Origin of the sequence: Pseudomonas migulae (assembly GCF_024169315.1) — a bacterium.
Lineage (GTDB): Bacteria > Pseudomonadota > Gammaproteobacteria > Pseudomonadales > Pseudomonadaceae > Aquipseudomonas > Aquipseudomonas migulae_B.
Genome location: NZ_JALJWR010000001.1, coordinates 5479704 through 5494321 on the forward strand (window position 1 = coordinate 5479704; position 14618 = coordinate 5494321).

18 protein-coding genes are annotated in these 14618 nt (G+C 61.4%); 10 read left to right on the plus strand and 8 right to left on the minus strand.

Features of this window, described 5'->3' with window-relative positions; all coding sequences use genetic code 11:
• The first annotated feature begins 8 nt into the window (after positions 1–8).
• From J2Y86_RS25130 to J2Y86_RS25145, 4 genes are all read left to right on the plus strand, one after another.
• Positions 9–671 (plus strand): class I SAM-dependent methyltransferase, encoded by a 663-nt coding sequence (locus tag J2Y86_RS25130; RefSeq protein ID WP_253437807.1) that lies wholly within the window; start codon positions 9–11, stop codon positions 669–671.
• Between the two features lie 123 nt (positions 672–794).
• The gene (gene rnd, locus J2Y86_RS25135) at positions 795–1928 is read left to right on the plus strand and encodes a ribonuclease D (protein ID WP_253437810.1); all 1134 of its coding nucleotides are present in this window, start codon (positions 795–797) and stop codon (positions 1926–1928) included.
• A complete protein-coding gene (locus J2Y86_RS25140; protein ID WP_007898694.1) occupies positions 1925–2218 on the plus strand; it encodes a YcgL domain-containing protein in 294 nt (97 codons plus the stop codon). Before rnd ends, J2Y86_RS25140 begins: the two co-directional genes overlap by 4 nt.
• A gap of 120 nt (positions 2219–2338) precedes the next feature.
• A complete protein-coding gene (locus J2Y86_RS25145) occupies positions 2339–3271 on the plus strand; it encodes a D-2-hydroxyacid dehydrogenase (protein WP_253437812.1) in 933 nt (310 codons plus the stop codon).
• A gap of 125 nt (positions 3272–3396) precedes the next feature.
• Here the strand turns inward: J2Y86_RS25145 and J2Y86_RS25150 are convergent, their stop codons facing one another.
• Positions 3397–3990 carry a nitroreductase family protein gene (locus J2Y86_RS25150; RefSeq protein WP_017336992.1) on the minus strand — a complete coding sequence of 198 codons (594 nt, stop codon included), beginning with the start codon at positions 3988–3990 and terminating at the stop codon, positions 3397–3399.
• 281 nt (positions 3991–4271) lie between these two features.
• On the opposite strand from J2Y86_RS25150, the gene J2Y86_RS25155 reads away from it, so the two are divergent.
• Together J2Y86_RS25155 and J2Y86_RS25160 are read left to right on the plus strand one after the other, a co-directional pair.
• Positions 4272–4721: a YcgN family cysteine cluster protein gene (locus tag J2Y86_RS25155; RefSeq protein WP_253437815.1), complete on the plus strand. Its 450-nt coding sequence runs from the start codon at positions 4272–4274 to the stop codon at positions 4719–4721.
• An 18-nt stretch (positions 4722–4739) separates the two neighbouring features.
• Positions 4740–5969 (plus strand): hypothetical protein, encoded by a 1230-nt coding sequence (locus J2Y86_RS25160; protein WP_253437818.1) that lies wholly within the window; start codon positions 4740–4742, stop codon positions 5967–5969.
• A 128-nt stretch (positions 5970–6097) separates the two neighbouring features.
• Here the strand turns inward: J2Y86_RS25160 and J2Y86_RS25165 are convergent, their stop codons facing one another.
• From J2Y86_RS25165 to J2Y86_RS25180, 4 genes are all read right to left on the minus strand, one after another.
• Entirely contained in the window at positions 6098–6475 is a 378-nt protein-coding gene (locus J2Y86_RS25165; RefSeq protein ID WP_253437821.1) for a YgaP family membrane protein, read from the minus strand.
• Between the two features lie 92 nt (positions 6476–6567).
• Entirely contained in the window at positions 6568–7038 is a 471-nt protein-coding gene (locus tag J2Y86_RS25170; RefSeq protein WP_253437824.1) for an RNA methyltransferase, read from the minus strand.
• Between the two features lie 207 nt (positions 7039–7245).
• Entirely contained in the window at positions 7246–7617 is a 372-nt protein-coding gene (locus tag J2Y86_RS25175) for a YajD family HNH nuclease (protein WP_017336997.1), read from the minus strand.
• 48 nt (positions 7618–7665) lie between these two features.
• Entirely contained in the window at positions 7666–8352 is a 687-nt protein-coding gene (locus tag J2Y86_RS25180) for a spermidine synthase (RefSeq protein ID WP_253437826.1), read from the minus strand.
• Between the two features lie 92 nt (positions 8353–8444).
• On the opposite strand from J2Y86_RS25180, the gene J2Y86_RS25185 reads away from it, so the two are divergent.
• The gene (locus tag J2Y86_RS25185; RefSeq protein ID WP_031318505.1) at positions 8445–8735 is read left to right on the plus strand and encodes a hypothetical protein; all 291 of its coding nucleotides are present in this window, start codon (positions 8445–8447) and stop codon (positions 8733–8735) included.
• Here J2Y86_RS25185 and J2Y86_RS25190 read toward each other — a convergent pair.
• Entirely contained in the window at positions 8732–9205 is a 474-nt protein-coding gene (locus tag J2Y86_RS25190; RefSeq protein ID WP_253437829.1) for a cyclic nucleotide-binding domain-containing protein, read from the minus strand. The genes J2Y86_RS25185 and J2Y86_RS25190 overlap by 4 nt on opposite strands.
• A gap of 193 nt (positions 9206–9398) precedes the next feature.
• Entirely contained in the window at positions 9399–11453 is a 2055-nt protein-coding gene (locus J2Y86_RS25195) for a S9 family peptidase (RefSeq protein ID WP_253437832.1), read from the minus strand.
• Between the two features lie 250 nt (positions 11454–11703).
• On the opposite strand from J2Y86_RS25195, the gene J2Y86_RS25205 reads away from it, so the two are divergent.
• Genes J2Y86_RS25205 through J2Y86_RS25215 form a run of 3 tightly spaced genes read left to right on the plus strand, consistent with a single transcriptional unit; the run spans position 11704 to position 13562 of the window.
• Positions 11704–12201: an MFS transporter gene (locus J2Y86_RS25205; protein ID WP_253437835.1), complete on the plus strand. Its 498-nt coding sequence runs from the start codon at positions 11704–11706 to the stop codon at positions 12199–12201.
• Positions 12202–12231: 30 nt separating this feature from the next.
• Positions 12232–13008 carry a class II glutamine amidotransferase gene (locus J2Y86_RS25210; protein WP_253437838.1) on the plus strand — a complete coding sequence of 259 codons (777 nt, stop codon included), beginning with the start codon at positions 12232–12234 and terminating at the stop codon, positions 13006–13008.
• An 11-nt stretch (positions 13009–13019) separates the two neighbouring features.
• Positions 13020–13562: a DUF2937 family protein gene (locus J2Y86_RS25215; RefSeq protein ID WP_253437841.1), complete on the plus strand. Its 543-nt coding sequence runs from the start codon at positions 13020–13022 to the stop codon at positions 13560–13562.
• Between the two features lie 117 nt (positions 13563–13679).
• On the opposite strand, the gene J2Y86_RS25220 is transcribed toward J2Y86_RS25215, so the two are convergent.
• Entirely contained in the window at positions 13680–14594 is a 915-nt protein-coding gene (locus J2Y86_RS25220; protein ID WP_253437844.1) for a LysR family transcriptional regulator, read from the minus strand.
• Between the last annotated feature and the right edge of the window lie 24 nt (positions 14595–14618).

Here is a 14618-nt window from a genome sequence, read left to right on the forward strand (position 1 = left end):
CCCCTGACATGTCCGCTCAACCCCCTTCCGCCATCGAACTTGAGTTCGCCCGGCGTCACGATCAGGAACACGCCCGCGTCTGCTTGCAGTCGAGCCCACGTGGCCTCGCCGGGCGCCTGGCGTTCTGGCGTGACGAGCAACTGGTGCGCAGCGCGCTCAAGGTGGCCGGCGAACCGGGGCTGATTCTCGACGTCGCCTGCGGGGCCGGGCGCTTCTGGCCGGTGCTGGGCGAACACGCAAACCGGGTGATTCTGGCGTCCGACCCGTCTCAGGACATGCTCGATCACGCGCCGACCCACCACCCGCAACAGCTACTGAAACGGGTCAAGACCTTTCAGAGCTCAGCATTTGCCATCGGCTTGTCGGCGAATGCAGTGGACTGCATTTTTTGCATGCAACTGTTTCAGCACATCGCCAGCCCCGAACATCGCTTGGCCATGCTGGGCGAGTTCTACCGGGTCAGCCGCGATACGGTGATTGTGGCGGTGCGGGTCGATACCCGATTCAAGCGCCGGCGACCCGATACACCAGGCATTCAGGCCCGGCCGCTGGCCAGTAAGGCCGAAGTGGAAGCCGAGTTCAAACAGGCGGGTTTCCGCTTGCTCAGCCATCAAGACTTCCTGCCCGGTTGCGCACCTCTGCGCGTCTACGTGTTGCGTAAGGCCAGATAACCCCCCTCTGTCAGACATTTCTTGCCATCAGGCAGGTGTTTTCGCTAAAGCTCTTGTTCAGTGGAGGCGCGGAAATCGCCGGGGGCGATATATACTGCGCGCCATTCTTCAAGGGAGAGCCGTGTGGCCATCGATATTCACTGGATTCGCGACAACGATAGCCTCGGCCGGTTTTGCGCCGAGTGGCAGCAGCTGCCCTACGTTGCCCTCGACACCGAATTCATGCGGGTCGACACCTTCTATCCGATTGCAGGCCTGCTGCAGATCGGCGATGGCGTACGCGCTTACCTGATTGATCCGTTGACCATCGACAACTGGCAGCCATTGGCCGCATTGCTGGAAAACCCGGCCGTGGTCAAAGTCGTGCATGCGTGCAGCGAAGACCTCGAGGTTTTGCTGCGTCTGACCGGCAGCCTGCCGGCGCCGCTGTTCGACACCCAACTGGCCGCCGCCTACCTGAACCTCGGTTTCTCAATGGGCTATTCGCGGCTGGTGCAGGAAGTGCTCGGCATCGACCTGCCGAAAGGCGAGACCCGTTCCGACTGGCTGCAACGTCCGCTGTCTGACACACAGATCAGCTACGCCGCCGAAGATGCCTTGCACCTTGCGGAAGTTTTCGTACAGCTTCGTCCGAAGCTGTCTGACGACAAATACGCCTGGGTCCTGGAAGACGGTGCCGAGCTGGTGGCCAACCTGCGTCGTGAAGTGGATCCGTACGAGGTCTATCGCGACGCCAAACTGGCCTGGAAACTCTCCCGTGCCCAACTCGCCGTGCTGCGTGAACTCTGCGCCTGGCGCGAACGCGAAGCCCGCGCCCGTGACTTGCCGCGCAATCGCATCATCCGTGAACACTCCCTGTGGCCGCTGGCGCGGACGCAACCGGACAACCTCGGCGCGCTGGCGAAAATCGAAGACATGCACCCGCGTACCGTGCGTCAGGACGGCGAATTTCTGCTTGATCTGATCAAGCGCTCTGGCAGTGTGTCCCCAGATCAATGGCCGGCTGCCGTGCCGGAGCCGTTGCCGGTGGATGCTGCCGTGCTGATCAAACAGTTGCGTGCACTCGGCCAGGCCGAAGCCGAGCGCCTGAATATCGCGCCGGAACTGATGCTGCGCAAGAAAACCCTGGAAGCGTTGCTCAAGAGCGGCTTCCCCAACGGTCCTTACCAATTGCCTGATTCGCTGCGTGGCTGGCGCCGCGAATTGATGGGCCAGGCGCTGCTCGACAGCCTGGCCACCGCCGGAGAACAGCCTTGAAACGTATTTGCTCCATCTATCGAAGCCTGAAGAAAAACGAGATGTACCTCTATGTGCTGAAAAGCGATGCACTGGAGCGCGTCCCGGAAAGTCTGATGGCCGCTTTCGGCAAACCGCACCACGCGTTCGACCTGGTGCTGACCCCCGAGCGCAAGCTGTCGCGCGAGGACATCACCGTGGTGCTGGAAAACCTCGAGAAGCAGGGTTACCACCTGCAAATGCCACCGGCCGAAGACGAATACATCGAGCATTTGCCGGAAGAACTGTTGCGACGCAACGACCCGATGTGATCGGCAGACAGGCTCTGTTCAGAGTCTGCGTGAAACACTGGAATGATTTTGGCGATGGCCGCGATGAAGGAGCGATACTCCCTCGGCGGCCGTCTGCACTGCTTTTGAAAGGTTTGAACCATGCGCGTTCTGATTGCTGAACACGACCACCCTGTATATGCCCAACTGTTGCGCCAGGCAGCGCCTGACCTGGAAGTACTGACCAGTGGCGACTCCGCTGAACTGGCCCGCCAGGCCGCCGATTGCTCGATCTGGCTGGGGCAGCCGGACCTTTTGGCCACGTTGTTGCGTCAGGGTCACCAGCCGCAATGGCTGCAATCGACCTGGGCCGGCATCACGCCGCTGCTGGCCGACGGCCTGCCACGCCACTATCGCCTGACCCGCGCGGTGGGGATTTTCGGTCAGGTCATGGCCGAATACGTGCTGACCTACATGCTCGGCCACGAGCGCGAAGTCTTGCCGCGCCTGGTCAGTCAGGTCGAGCGTAAATGGGACAGTCGCCAGGGCCAAAGCCTGGCGGGGCGCAAGGTGCTGATCGTCGGCACCGGTGACATCGGTCAGACCGTGGCGCGGTTTCTGTTGCCGTTTGGCGTCGAGTTGTATGGCATCGCCAGCGAAGCCCGCGAGCAGGCGCCGTTTGTCGAAGTGGGCGCGCTGGCGGATTTGCCGCGCCTGGTCGGTGAAGTCGATTACGTGATCAATCTGCTGCCGAATACGCCGACGACCCACGACCTGTACGACGCGGCGCTGTTCAAGCAGTTCAAGCCGACCGGGTTGTTCATCAACGTCGGGCGCGGCGTGGCGGTGGTCGATGCGGATCTGGTGGAAGCCTTGAAGGAAGGGCATCTGGCAGGCGCGGTGATCGACGTCTGCCGTCAGGAACCGCTGCCGCAACGTCACCCGTTCTGGACGGCCTGGGGCTTGCTGCTGACCGGACACAGCTCCGCACCGACGTCGCCTGCGATGATGGTGAAGCTGTTTGTCGAGAATGTGCGGGCGTATCAGGCGGGTGAGGCGTTGCGCGGGGAAGTGGATTTCAATCGCGGCTATTGAAACCACTTGGATCGAAATGTGGGAGCGGGCTTGCTCGCGAAGACGGAGTGTCAGTCACCATTTGTATTGACTGACACCCCGTCTTCGCGAGCAAGCCCGCTCCCACAGTTGTTTTGCGCTGTGGCTTAGAGGGTGAAGTCGCCTTCAGCCGCGAGTTCGCTCAACGGGCGACGCGGGCTCGGCTCTTCACGTGCTTGCAGGTAATCCGCCAGCGTCGCTTTATCCCCCAGTTTGCCCACCGCCACCGCCGCGTGCAGGGCGTAACCTTCAGGAATGTTCAGCTCCTTGCGGGTCAGCTCCTGGTCGAAACCGGCCATGCCGTGGGTGTGCCAGCCGCTGAGGCTCGCTTGCAACGCCAGATGGCCCCAGGCCGAACCGGTGTCGAAGGTGTGCCACAAGGCCGGGGTTTCTTCGGTGGCGCCTGGCACCGCGAAGGTGGTTTTCGAGATCACGATCACCAGCGCCGAGGCGTGTTGCGCCCAGCTGCGGTTAAATTCATTCAGCAAACCCAGGTAACGCTCCCAGTTCGGCGTATCGCGGCGCGCGTAGAGAAACCGCCAAGGCTGCGAGTTGTAGGCCGATGGCGCCCAGCGTGCGGCTTCGAAAAAGCTCAGCAGGGTTTCTTCGGGAATGGCTTCACCGGTGAAGGCGCGGGGTGACCAGCGATCGGTGAATTGCGGGTGGATGGCATAATCGGCAACGCGGGGATTGGCACTCATGCAGAGATTCCTTGCGACAGGTGAGTCAGAGAGTCGAGTAAAAAACCGGCGGGCGCAGTTGGGCTGGGCGATGAGGTTTTTCGTGAGCCTGGCACTTCATCCGAATGCAACGCGGTGGGGCGTTAATGGCACGCAGGTCTGGCTCCTTGCGACTGGCAAAGCTACTTGGCGGCGCAATAACTGACAAGTCCCGTTCTACCGGCAGTCGCCAATGCTTGGCCCCCGGGCCGCTGCACACTAGACTGGCGGCCTTTTCACCACCTGATGTTGATGCTTGAGCCATGGTCGCCAAAGTCGAACCGTTCTGGAAACGCAAAACCCTCGATCAACTCGATCAGGAGGAATGGGAATCGCTGTGCGACGGTTGTGGTCTGTGCTGCCTGCAAAAGCTCGAGGATGAAGAGGACAACAGCGTTTACTACACGCGCATCGCGTGCAAGTTGCTGGACCTGAAAACCTGCCAGTGCAGCGATTACCCTAACCGCCGCAAATTCGTGCCGGACTGCATCCAGCTCACGCCGGGCAAGGCCGACGAGTTCAAATGGCTGCCGCCGACCTGCGGTTATCGCCTGGTCAGCGAGGGCAAGGACCTGCCGCTTTGGCACCACCTGGTGTGCGGTGATCGCGATGCCGTGCATCACGAACGCATTTCCCAATCCGGGCGCATGCTCGCCGAAGGCAGCGTGGCCGAAGAGGATTGGGAAGACCATCTGATTTTCCGGGCAGGCTAGTTTTACAAAGGAGTGTGTATGGCTGTGGGATTGCGGCGGGCGTTGGCCGTTGGGCTGCTGGCCCTGAGTTCGTCGGTGTCGGCGGCGAAGAAGGTCGATCTGGATTACCACGTGCGCCTGTTGCCGCAAAGCGATCAGGCTGAAGTGCGGCTGACCCTGGCCCAGGGTTCGGCGGTGCGCAGTCTGGATTTCGACCTCGGCGACGGCAGCCACTACAGCGACTTCAAGGCCGACGGCCAATGGCAGCTCACACCGGGCAAACCGGCCCGTGGAATCTGGCGCCCGGCCGCCGACAAGGCCAGCCTGACTTACCGGGTGCGGGTCAGCCATGGCCGCAAGAGCGGCAGCTTCGACACACGCATGACCCCGACCTGGGCGCTGATGCGGGGCGACGATCTGGTGCCCGCCGCGAAACTCGACCAGCAGGATGGTATCGAGCTGGTTTCACGCCTGGAGTTCGAATTGCCTACCGGCTGGAAAAGCGTCGAAACCGCCTGGCCGCGGATCGGCAAGAACAAATTCCGCATCGATAACGTCTCCCGCCTGTTCGACCGGCCTACCGGCTGGATGCTTGCCGGCCACCTAGGCACACGTCGCACCCGATTGGGGGAAACCGAAGTCACCGTCGCTTCGCCCCAAGGCCAGGGCATGCGCCGCATGGACGTGCTGACGTTGCTGACGTTTGTCTGGCCGCAAGTGCAGGACGTGTTCCCGCGTCATCCCGCCAAGTTGCTGATTGTCGGCGCCAACGATCCGATGTGGCGGGGCAGCCTGGCGGCGCGTGAGTCGATCTACCTGAACACGCGTCTGCCGCTGGTCAGCGAAAGCGGCAGCAGCGCGCTGGTGCGGGAATTGGCCCAGGTGTTCGGGCGGGTCAACGACAAGCAGCGCAGCGACTGGATCAGCGAAGGACTCGCCGAGTATTACGCCATTGAGTTGGTGCGCCGCGCCGGCGGGATGAGTGACGAGCGATATGAAAGTCTGCATGGCAAGCTGGTCAAGGACAGCCAGAAGGTCACCACGCTGCGTGACGCGCAGGCCAGCCCGTCGCAGGTAGCCAAAGCGGTGTTGTTGCTACAGGAGCTGGATCGCGAGATTCGCCTGAAGACGCGCAACAAACGTTCGCTGGACGATGTGATGCGCGGGGCGATGCACTTGGAGGGTGTCGATACCAAGGAGTTTGTTCAACTGGCCGAGAGTGTGATTGGCGAGTCTTCCAAAGTCTTGGATACCGGGTTACTCCAGTAAAATTGCCATCGCGGGCAAGCCTCGCTCCTACAGGGATCAGGGGTGTCCACAATTTCGTGGCCCCCACAAAAAACTGTGGGAGCGGGCTTGCCCGCGATGAGGCTGTCAGCCTCAACGAACAACCCGGATCAAACCCCGGCTTTAGGCGACTGCAACGAATCATTCCCGGTCACGGTCGCGGTTTTGGTCGCCGCCTCGGCATTCGCCTTCAGCCGCCCCAACTCTTCCCCGGCACGCTCGATCTTCGCCCGCACGTTGTTCATGTCGTGACGGCTTTTCTCCAGCAGGCTCTTGGCCGAACTGTGGCCGGTAATGCCGCGGGCCAGCGCTACGCCGCCGATGGCCACCTGGATCAAACCGAATATCCCGCCGCGGCGCAGGCCTTTGCCGACCATCACCACGCCACCGGCCAGGGAGCCGATGCGCTCCCAGCCGTGAACGTTCTGATCGGTATGGCTCTGGAACGGGGTGGATTCGATGCGCTCTACGCGTTTGAGTTCGCTCATGATCTGTCTCCTGGCGGGAATGACTGCTTCAAGAATAGATAATTAAGCTGACTGCCGAGGCGGGCGGCTTGTTCCGTCGGATGTGCGTCGATTCAGCGGAATTTCGGACCGGAGCGGGTGTTGAGGCCCTTGGCCATGCGGTCATACAGCACGACATTGACCGTGGCGGCGAGGTTCATGCAACCGGTGGTCGGGATGTAGACCACGTCTTCGCACCAGTCGCGAATCTCTTGATCCAGCGAGCCGTCTTCCGGGCCGAAGATGTACAGCGCGCGATCCGGGTGGGTGTATTCCGGCAGTGAGCGCGCGCCTTCGACCAGCTCCACGGCAACCGGTACGCAGCCCAGGGGCAGGATTTTTTTCAGGTCGTCGATACCGATCAGCGGGATGTCGTAGTGGACGCGCTTGGTGTCGGTGACGAAGTCGGCGGCGCGTTCATAACGCTTGCCGGTGTAGAACACGGACGCCACGTTGTAGCAGCCGGCGGCGCGCATGACCGAGCCGACGTTTTCCGGTGATTTGGGGTTGAACAAACCAATGCAGCTGTACCGTTTGTCTGCCACGAGCGGGGTGCCTTCGGGGAAAAAACGGCGATTATACGGGGATTGGGGGAGGGTGGTCAGATTGTAGATTGGTGGTGTCCGGGCAATTGCTATCGCGGGCAAGCCCGCTCCCACAGTGATTGGTGTCGATCACAATGTTGTGTTCGCCACAGAACCCTGTGGGAGCGGACTTGCCCGCGATGGGGCCGGGTCAGGCAATGAAGATCTTCAGTCGTCTTTCTTCATCAAACCGGCCAACGCCGCAAACGGGTTATGCGTCGCTTTGGCGATCTTCGGCGTGCTCAGCGAGCCCTCATCGAAATACTGCTGGTCGGTGTACCGCGAGTGCTCATTGTCATGGCAATACAGGCACAACAGTTCCCAGTTCGAGCCATCCTGCGGGTTGTTGTCGTGGTTGTGGTCGCGGTGGTGCACGGTCAGTTCGCTCAGGCGCTTGCCGGAAAACTCGCGGGCGCAGCGGCCGCATACGTGCGGGTACATCTTCAGGGCCTTGTCGCGGTAACCCATTTCCTTGTCGCGCTGGTTGTCGGCAAGGATGCGGTCCAGCTTCGAAGTGTTGGTCGGCGTTGACGAACTCATGGGTTCACCTTTGTAAAAGACTAATGACGGTTATGAACGAAGTTTAGCTCAGCCCTTGAGCTTCTCGGCAATCCAGATGGTGTGACGGGTGCCCTTGTTGCCGTGGGCGAAGACCTGGACTTCCTCGGCCTTGAAGCCGGCCTTCTTCAGTTTTTCGGAAAACTGTTTGTCGGCGCTGGCCGACCACACCGCCAGCACCCCTTTGGGGCGCAAGGCTTTGGCGCAGGCGCTCAGGCCGCCGGCGGAATAGAGCCAGCTGTTGGCCCGCTGCGTCAGGCCTTCGGGGCCGTTGTCGACGTCGAGCATGATCGCGTCGAAACCTTGTGGCTCCGCCTGCAGCACTTTGGCCACGTCTTCCATGCGGATCACCGTGCGCTGATCAAGCAATGGGTTGCCGGATTTTTCGCCCAATGGCCCGCGATTCCACTCGACCACGCCGGGCACCAGTTCCGCGACCACGACTTCAGCGGTCTTGCCCAAATGCTTGAGCGCCGAGGCGAGGGTGAACCCCATGCCCAGGCCACCGATCAACACCCGCGAATTCGGCCGTCCGGCGACCTTGCGGCAGGGGATTTCCGCCAGCGCGTCTTCGGAGCCGTGCATGCGGGTGTTCATCAGCTGTCCGCCGTCGCCGCCCTGGATCTTGATGACGAAATCCTCACCGTATTCGAACAGGCACAGGGCACCGCCGTTTTCAGGAATGGGGGCGGTGTCGAGCAGAACGAAACGTTTCATGGGGCTCTCTTGAGAAGGAGGGGCACAGGGGAGGCAAACGAGCGCAGTTGGGAGTAGCCTGCAATCAGACAACAAGGCCAACGGAGCCATTGATGAAGCGCACCATTCTAACGGTCATTGCCTTGGCCGCGCTCTCGATAACTGCAGTGCAGGCCCAAGAGCTGCAAACCATTCCGACCAGCCCGGCGCCACTGCCCGGTTCGCCCGGCACCGCGACGCCGACGCCGTACCCGCAGATCACCCCGACCATCCCGCACAAAGCCGGGCCCGGCGGTGGCGGGCCACCGCTGTTGCCACCGATCGAAGTGCCCAGCCCGCCCAAGGACCAGACGTTGCCGGGCCTGGAGCAGAACAATACGAAGATCAAGTCGCCGGGCGGTTAGACCTGCTGCGACAACAATTGCCCGTCGGCCATGCGCAGGCGTCTGGACAGGGAGACGGCGAGGGCGCGGATGATCTTGGCGGCGATTTTCGGCGCGTCGTTGAGCATCTTTTCCAGCGAGTCCTTGCCCAGGTTCAGCAGCTGGCAATTGCTCGCCGCCACGCAACTGGCGGAGCGTCGCTCGCCATCGAGCACGGCCATTTCGCCGAACGCCCGACCGCTGCGTAACGTGGCCATGGTCACGAGTTGCCCATCGCTGCCGGTTTTCTGCACGGCCACCTGGCCGGTGTGGATGATGCACATGAAGCTGCCGGCATCGCCTTCGTGGAAAATCTCTTCGCCCTCGGCCACCGTACTGATGCTGAAGTAGCCCGAAGCCGCCGCGAAGTCGGCGGGCAGCAGTTGGTCGAACAGGCCACAGTCCATCAGCCAGTCGCGGATTTCGTTGTTCAACAGGGTCGGTTCTGACATGTCGTGCGTTCTTTTTCTTGTGTCTGGTCCGGTTTTTTCTGAATGTACCCAATCCCTTGTGGGAGCGGGCTTGCTCGCGATTGCGGTGTGTCAGTCAGCTCAAATGCTGGCTGGGTGAACGCCTTCGCGAGCAAGCCCGCTCCCACATTGAATTGTGTACAGATCCTGAGACCGAATCACCGGGCCAAGTTCCTCAGGCAATCCCCAAAACCTTGAAAACAAATGCGTATTCGAGTGCTACGTCACGCAATCCCTGATAACGGCCACTCATCCCGCCATGCCCGGCACCCAGTTCGGTCTTGAGCAGCAGCGGATTGTCGTCGGTTTTGCTGGCGCGCAATTTTGCCACCCACTTGGCCGCTTCCCAATACTGCACGCGACTGTCGTTGTAGCCGGCGATCACCAGCGTCGCAGGATAAGCCTGTGCAGTGACGTTTTCGTACGGGGCGTAGGCCTTGATCCGATCATATACGTCCGGCTCTTCAGGATTGCCCCACTCGTCGTATTCGGTAACGGTCAGCGGCAGATCCGGATCGAGCATGGTGTTCAGCACGTCGACGAACGGCACTTCGGCAATCGCCGCGCCGAACAGTTCTGGCCGCTGATTGAGAACGGCGCCGATCAGCAAGCCGCCGGCACTGCCACCGCTGATCGCCAGTTGCGGTGAGGTGGTGAAACCATTGGCGATCAAGTGCTCGGCGCAGGCGATGAAGTCGCTGAAGGTGTTGTGCTTGTGTTCCTGTTTACCGGCGCGATACCAGGCTTCACCCAGTTCGCCGCCGCCGCGCACGTGGGCAATGGCAAACGCCACGCCGCGATCCAGCAGGCTCAGGCGCGCATGGGAGAACCACGGGTCGAGGCTTTCGCCGTAGGCGCCGTAGCCGTACAGATAAAGTGGCGTCGGCTGACCGAGGGCTTCGCGTTTGACGACGAGGCTGATCGGCACTTGCGTACCGTCCGGCGCGGTCGCCCACAGGCGCTGGCTGACATAGGCGTCAGCGTCGAACGGGCCGAGCACCGGGGTTTCCTTCAGTACTTTCTGTTCGCCGCTGACCAGTTCCAGTTGGCGGATCTGCGCCGGACGGTTCAGCGCTTCGTAACGCAAACGGATGCGGTCGCTGACGAATTCCAGGCTGTTTTGCACGTGCAGGCTGTAGGCCGCATCCGGCAACTGCACGCGGTAGCTCGGCAGGCCTTGCGGGTGCACCTCGATGATCGGCAAGCCGCCTTCACGCAGGCTGAGGCTCATGGCTCCGGCATTGAGGCTCATGCCGTCGATCATCGTGGTGTCGCGGTGGGGAATCAGGTTCTGCCAGTCGGCTTCGGTCGGCGCAGCGCCGGTATCGACAGCGGTGTACAGGGCAAAGTTGATGCCGTCGCGGTTGGTGCGAATGAACCAGGTCCACTGGCCATCGAGTGCGCCGTGATCAACGTCGTACTCATGGTCTTCAACCCTCGGCGCGATGCAGGTAAAGGCCTGCTGCGGCTGGAACGCGTCGAGCACCCAGACTTCGCTGGTGGTCTTGCTGCCCAGCGCCAGCAGCAATTGCTGCTCGGAACTCGAGCGATAGCAATGCATGAAGAAGCGGCCGTCCGGCTCATGGAACACTTCTTCGGCCGCCGTGCCGTCCAGTCGATAGCGGAACAGTTTGTGCGGACGGTGGGTGTCATCCAGTTCGCCGAAGAACAGCGTCAGGCTGTCGTTGGCCCAGGTCATGCTGCCATCGCAGTCGGCGAATTCCAGTTCGCTGACACGACCGCTGGATAATTCCTTCACGAACAGTGTGTAAATCTCGTCGCCGGTGGAATCGATGCTGTAGGCCAGGCGCTGGTGGTCCGGGCTGATACTGAATGCACCCAGGGAAAAGAAGCCGCCGTTGGCCAGTTCGTTCGGGTCCAGCAGCAGTTGTTCCCGGGCTTCATCGAGCGCCAGGCTGTCATCCGCCGGGCGCGGGCAGCGGTAGTGACGGGCGTATTCGTCACCGGCCGTGGTGCGCGTGTAATACAGGTACGGGCCCCACGGGGAGGGCAGCGACAGGTCGGTTTCGAGAATCCGCCCCTTGATTTCTTCGAACAGGGTTTCACGCAGCCCGGCCTGATCGGCGGTTTGCGCCTCTTGATAGCGGTTTTCAGCCTTGAGGTAATCGAGCACCGCGTCGGTGTCGCGTTCCTGCAGCCAGGCATACGGGTCAGGACCTTCAGCCTTGTGGGCAATCGGGGCGCTGGTCATGTTGGCGGATACGGGCATGAAGGGCTCTCGGACGATGTACGGAATTGGGTCTTCGCAGGGGCAGGAAAAATCCTGATGCCTTACACAGATCCCTGTGGGAGCGGGCTTGCTCGCGAAGGGGCCGGACCATTCAACATCTCTGTTGTCTGATCCACCGCGTTCGCGAGCAAGCCCGCTCCCACAGGTTCGGAGTCTTGACCGACTGGCATTGGGACAAGCCTGACGTGCGAAAAGTCGTTACTATAAGCGCCTCTTTGCCTGCCTTGCCATGGACACCATGACCGAGAACGACTATCTGATCGCCTGGGGCCTTTACGCCTTCGCCGCTTTAGGCTGCCTGTTGGTGTGGATGCGCATGACCCGCTGGATGTGGCGCTGGCTGCGGGAGCCGCTGCGGCTGCTGGTCGCCGTGTTGCTGTTCAGTCCGACGATCATCGATCCGGTGAAGGAAAAGGTGGCGCCGGCCATCGCCATCACCGCGCTGGACCTCGCGTTCAAGGTGGGCAATAACGCCTGGCGGGCCATCTCCGACCTGTTCATGTACGGCATGATCGCCTTCGGCATTTATCTGGTGTTCGTCGCGATCCGTTTCCCGATCGAACGCGCCGCCAACGCTCGCAAGGAACGGACGGCGGCTGCCAAGGCGGCGGCCCGGGCCGACGATCCAGAAGAGGATCATCCTTTCGGCGGTGCCGGTGACGACCGTTATGGTCGCCCGCCGGTCCCGAGCAACCCTCAGCGTATGCGCGTCGAACCGCGTCTGTGACCTTGCCCCTGCCTTACAGAGAGTCCGAGCATGTGTGAGTTATTGGGCATGAGCGCCAACGTCCCGACCGATATCGTGTTCAGCTTCACCGGGCTGATGCAGCGCGGCGGCCGTACCGGTCCGCACCGTGACGGTTGGGGCATCGCGTTCTATGAAGGCCGTGGCCTGCGGCTGTTCCAGGATCCGGCGGCCAGCAGTGAGTCGGAAGTCGCGAATCTGGTGCAGCGCTATCCGATCAAAAGCGAAGTGGTGATCGGGCACATTCGCCAAGCCAATGTCGGCAAGGTTTGCCTGTCCAACACCCATCCGTTCGTGCGCGAACTGTGGGGCCGCAACTGGTGTTTCGCCCACAACGGCCAGCTCGCGGATTTTCAACCGATCACAAGCTTTTACCGCCCGGTCGGCGATACGGACAGCGAAGCAGCCTTTTGCGATTTGCTCAATCGTGTGCGCGCAGCGTTTCCGGAGCCGGTAGAGATCGAAGAGCTGCTCCCGGATCTGGTAGCCGCTTGCGCCGAATACCGCAGCAAAGGCGTGTTCAATTGCCTGCTCAGCGATGGCGATTGGCTGTTCTGTTACTGCTCGACCAAGCTGGCGCAGATCACCCGTCGTGCACCGTTCGGCCCGGCGCGCTTGAAAGATGTCGATGTGATCGTCGACTTCCAGGCCGAAACCACGCCCAACGATGTGGTCACGGTAATCGCCACCGAACCCCTGACCGAAAACGAAACCTGGACCCGCTACGAACCGGGCCAATGGAGCCTGTGGCGACGCGGTGAATGCGTCAGCCAGGGCAAGACCGAATAAAGGACGTTCCCATGTTGCTCAGTTATCTACGGCTGGTGTTGTTCGCGGCGGGCCTGCTGATCGGTGTCCAGGTACCGGGGTTCATCAACGACTACGCCAAGCGGATCGAAGCCCACCTGATCGAGGCGCAGACCGGCCTGAGTGGTTTTCAGGGCACCGCCAATCAATTCTTCAAGGGCGACATGCAGGCGCTGGTCGCTCATTACCGCGCCAGCGAAGACCCGATCTTTCGCAGCGATGCCGACAGCCTGAGCAACCTGCTCACCCGCCAACTGGCCCTCGATAAGCAGTACCAGGCCATGCAAGGCCCGTGGTACATCCGTTTCCTGCAGGTTGTACTGGCCGCCGACCCGGATATCCGCAAGGAAACCTGGAACGGCTACAGCTACCAGATTCTGCTGACACCGGAAGCGATGATCTGGGGCATGAGCGGCGCGTTGCTGTTGTCGTTCGGGATTGAGTGCCTGTTCAGGCTGATCGATTGGGTGGTGCTGGGTGGCAAGCGATTGCGCCAGAGCCGGCCCATTGAAGAGCGTGATTTGCGCGGGCTGTAACGATTGACCCGGTTCTTGTGGCGAGGGGATTTATCCCGTTGGACTGCGTAGCAGTCCCATTTTTTTGGGGCCGCTTCGCAGCCCAACGGGGATAAATCCCCTCGCCACGGGGGGCGATCAGTCAGCCAGAACGATGTAGCGCTCACCCACCTTGCGCGCATATTCCGCCAGCACCTGCTGACACAACGCCACAATCTCCTCGACCCATTCCACCCCGGTCCGCCACGACACCACCACCTGCAAATCCGGTGGGCGCTGATCGATGGCCAGCAAGGTCAGTTCCCCTCGCGCCAGTTCCTCGGCGACCAGCACCGGTGGCAACGCGCCAATGCCGAAACCGTCCCGCAGCAACCGGGTAATCGCCGACACCGAATTCACGCAGTTCAGCCGCGGCGTCATGACGCCATTGGCCTGCATCAGCGCGAGCACTTCCTGATGCGGATGTGAGTTTTTCGAATACGTGATGATCCGCTCCCGCGCCAGATCGGCCACGCCGGAATACTCGCGGTTGTAGATCGAGTTACTGGCCGCAATCCAGCCCATCGGGTGACTGGCCAGTTCCAGGCTGCGCACGCTTTCCTGACGCAGCAGGTCGGTTTGCAGGATCAGGTCGAGGAAGCCTTTTTGCAGCTGATCGCAGAGGTTGAGCGAGGTATCGGCCACCAGCTCGATTTCCACCAGCGGATAGTGATCCGTCATCTGCGCCACCAACGGGCTCAGCCAGGTATGAATCACCGTGTCCATCACGCCGATCCGAACGCGCCCGACCTTGCTCGAGCGCGTCTCGATTGACTGTTTCAGCGCCTGCATGGTCTCCATCATCTGCTCGGCATGCTCGAGCACTTTCAAGCCTTCGGGCGTCAGGCTCACACCGCGTGAATCACGCAGGAACAGCTTCACCCCGAGCTCGCCCTCGAGCACGGCGATGCGGCTGGAAATCGATGCCTGGGTGGTGAACAGCTTGTCTGCGGTCAGGCGAAAACTCTTGAGTCGGGCGACCCAGACGAAGGTCTCGAGAAACTTCAGGTTCATGGGCTCAGCTCGTCGATAAAGTTT

What these genes read in the sequence shown, in the direction of transcription:
- J2Y86_RS25130 (WP_253437807.1), top strand. Translation starts at nt 9, where the DNA reads ATGTCCGCTCAACCCCCTTCCGCCATCGAACTTGAGTTCGCCCGGCGT.
- J2Y86_RS25145 (WP_253437812.1), top strand. Translation starts at nt 2,339, where the DNA reads ATGCGCGTTCTGATTGCTGAACACGACCACCCTGTATATGCCCAACTG.
- J2Y86_RS25150 (WP_017336992.1), bottom strand. Translation starts at nt 3,990, where the DNA reads ATGAGTGCCAATCCCCGCGTTGCCGATTATGCCATCCACCCGCAATTC.
- J2Y86_RS25155 (WP_253437815.1), top strand. Translation starts at nt 4,272, where the DNA reads ATGGTCGCCAAAGTCGAACCGTTCTGGAAACGCAAAACCCTCGATCAA.
- J2Y86_RS25160 (WP_253437818.1), top strand. Translation starts at nt 4,740, where the DNA reads ATGGCTGTGGGATTGCGGCGGGCGTTGGCCGTTGGGCTGCTGGCCCTG.
- J2Y86_RS25165 (WP_253437821.1), bottom strand. Translation starts at nt 6,475, where the DNA reads ATGAGCGAACTCAAACGCGTAGAGCGCATCGAATCCACCCCGTTCCAG.
- J2Y86_RS25175 (WP_017336997.1), bottom strand. Translation starts at nt 7,617, where the DNA reads ATGAGTTCGTCAACGCCGACCAACACTTCGAAGCTGGACCGCATCCTT.
- J2Y86_RS25180 (WP_253437826.1), bottom strand. Translation starts at nt 8,352, where the DNA reads ATGAAACGTTTCGTTCTGCTCGACACCGCCCCCATTCCTGAAAACGGC.
- J2Y86_RS25185 (WP_031318505.1), top strand. Translation starts at nt 8,445, where the DNA reads ATGAAGCGCACCATTCTAACGGTCATTGCCTTGGCCGCGCTCTCGATA.
- J2Y86_RS25190 (WP_253437829.1), bottom strand. Translation starts at nt 9,205, where the DNA reads ATGTCAGAACCGACCCTGTTGAACAACGAAATCCGCGACTGGCTGATG.
- J2Y86_RS25195 (WP_253437832.1), bottom strand. Translation starts at nt 11,453, where the DNA reads ATGCCCGTATCCGCCAACATGACCAGCGCCCCGATTGCCCACAAGGCT.
- J2Y86_RS25205 (WP_253437835.1), top strand. Translation starts at nt 11,704, where the DNA reads ATGGACACCATGACCGAGAACGACTATCTGATCGCCTGGGGCCTTTAC.
- J2Y86_RS25210 (WP_253437838.1), top strand. Translation starts at nt 12,232, where the DNA reads ATGTGTGAGTTATTGGGCATGAGCGCCAACGTCCCGACCGATATCGTG.
- J2Y86_RS25215 (WP_253437841.1), top strand. Translation starts at nt 13,020, where the DNA reads ATGTTGCTCAGTTATCTACGGCTGGTGTTGTTCGCGGCGGGCCTGCTG.
- J2Y86_RS25220 (WP_253437844.1), bottom strand. Translation starts at nt 14,594, where the DNA reads ATGAACCTGAAGTTTCTCGAGACCTTCGTCTGGGTCGCCCGACTCAAG.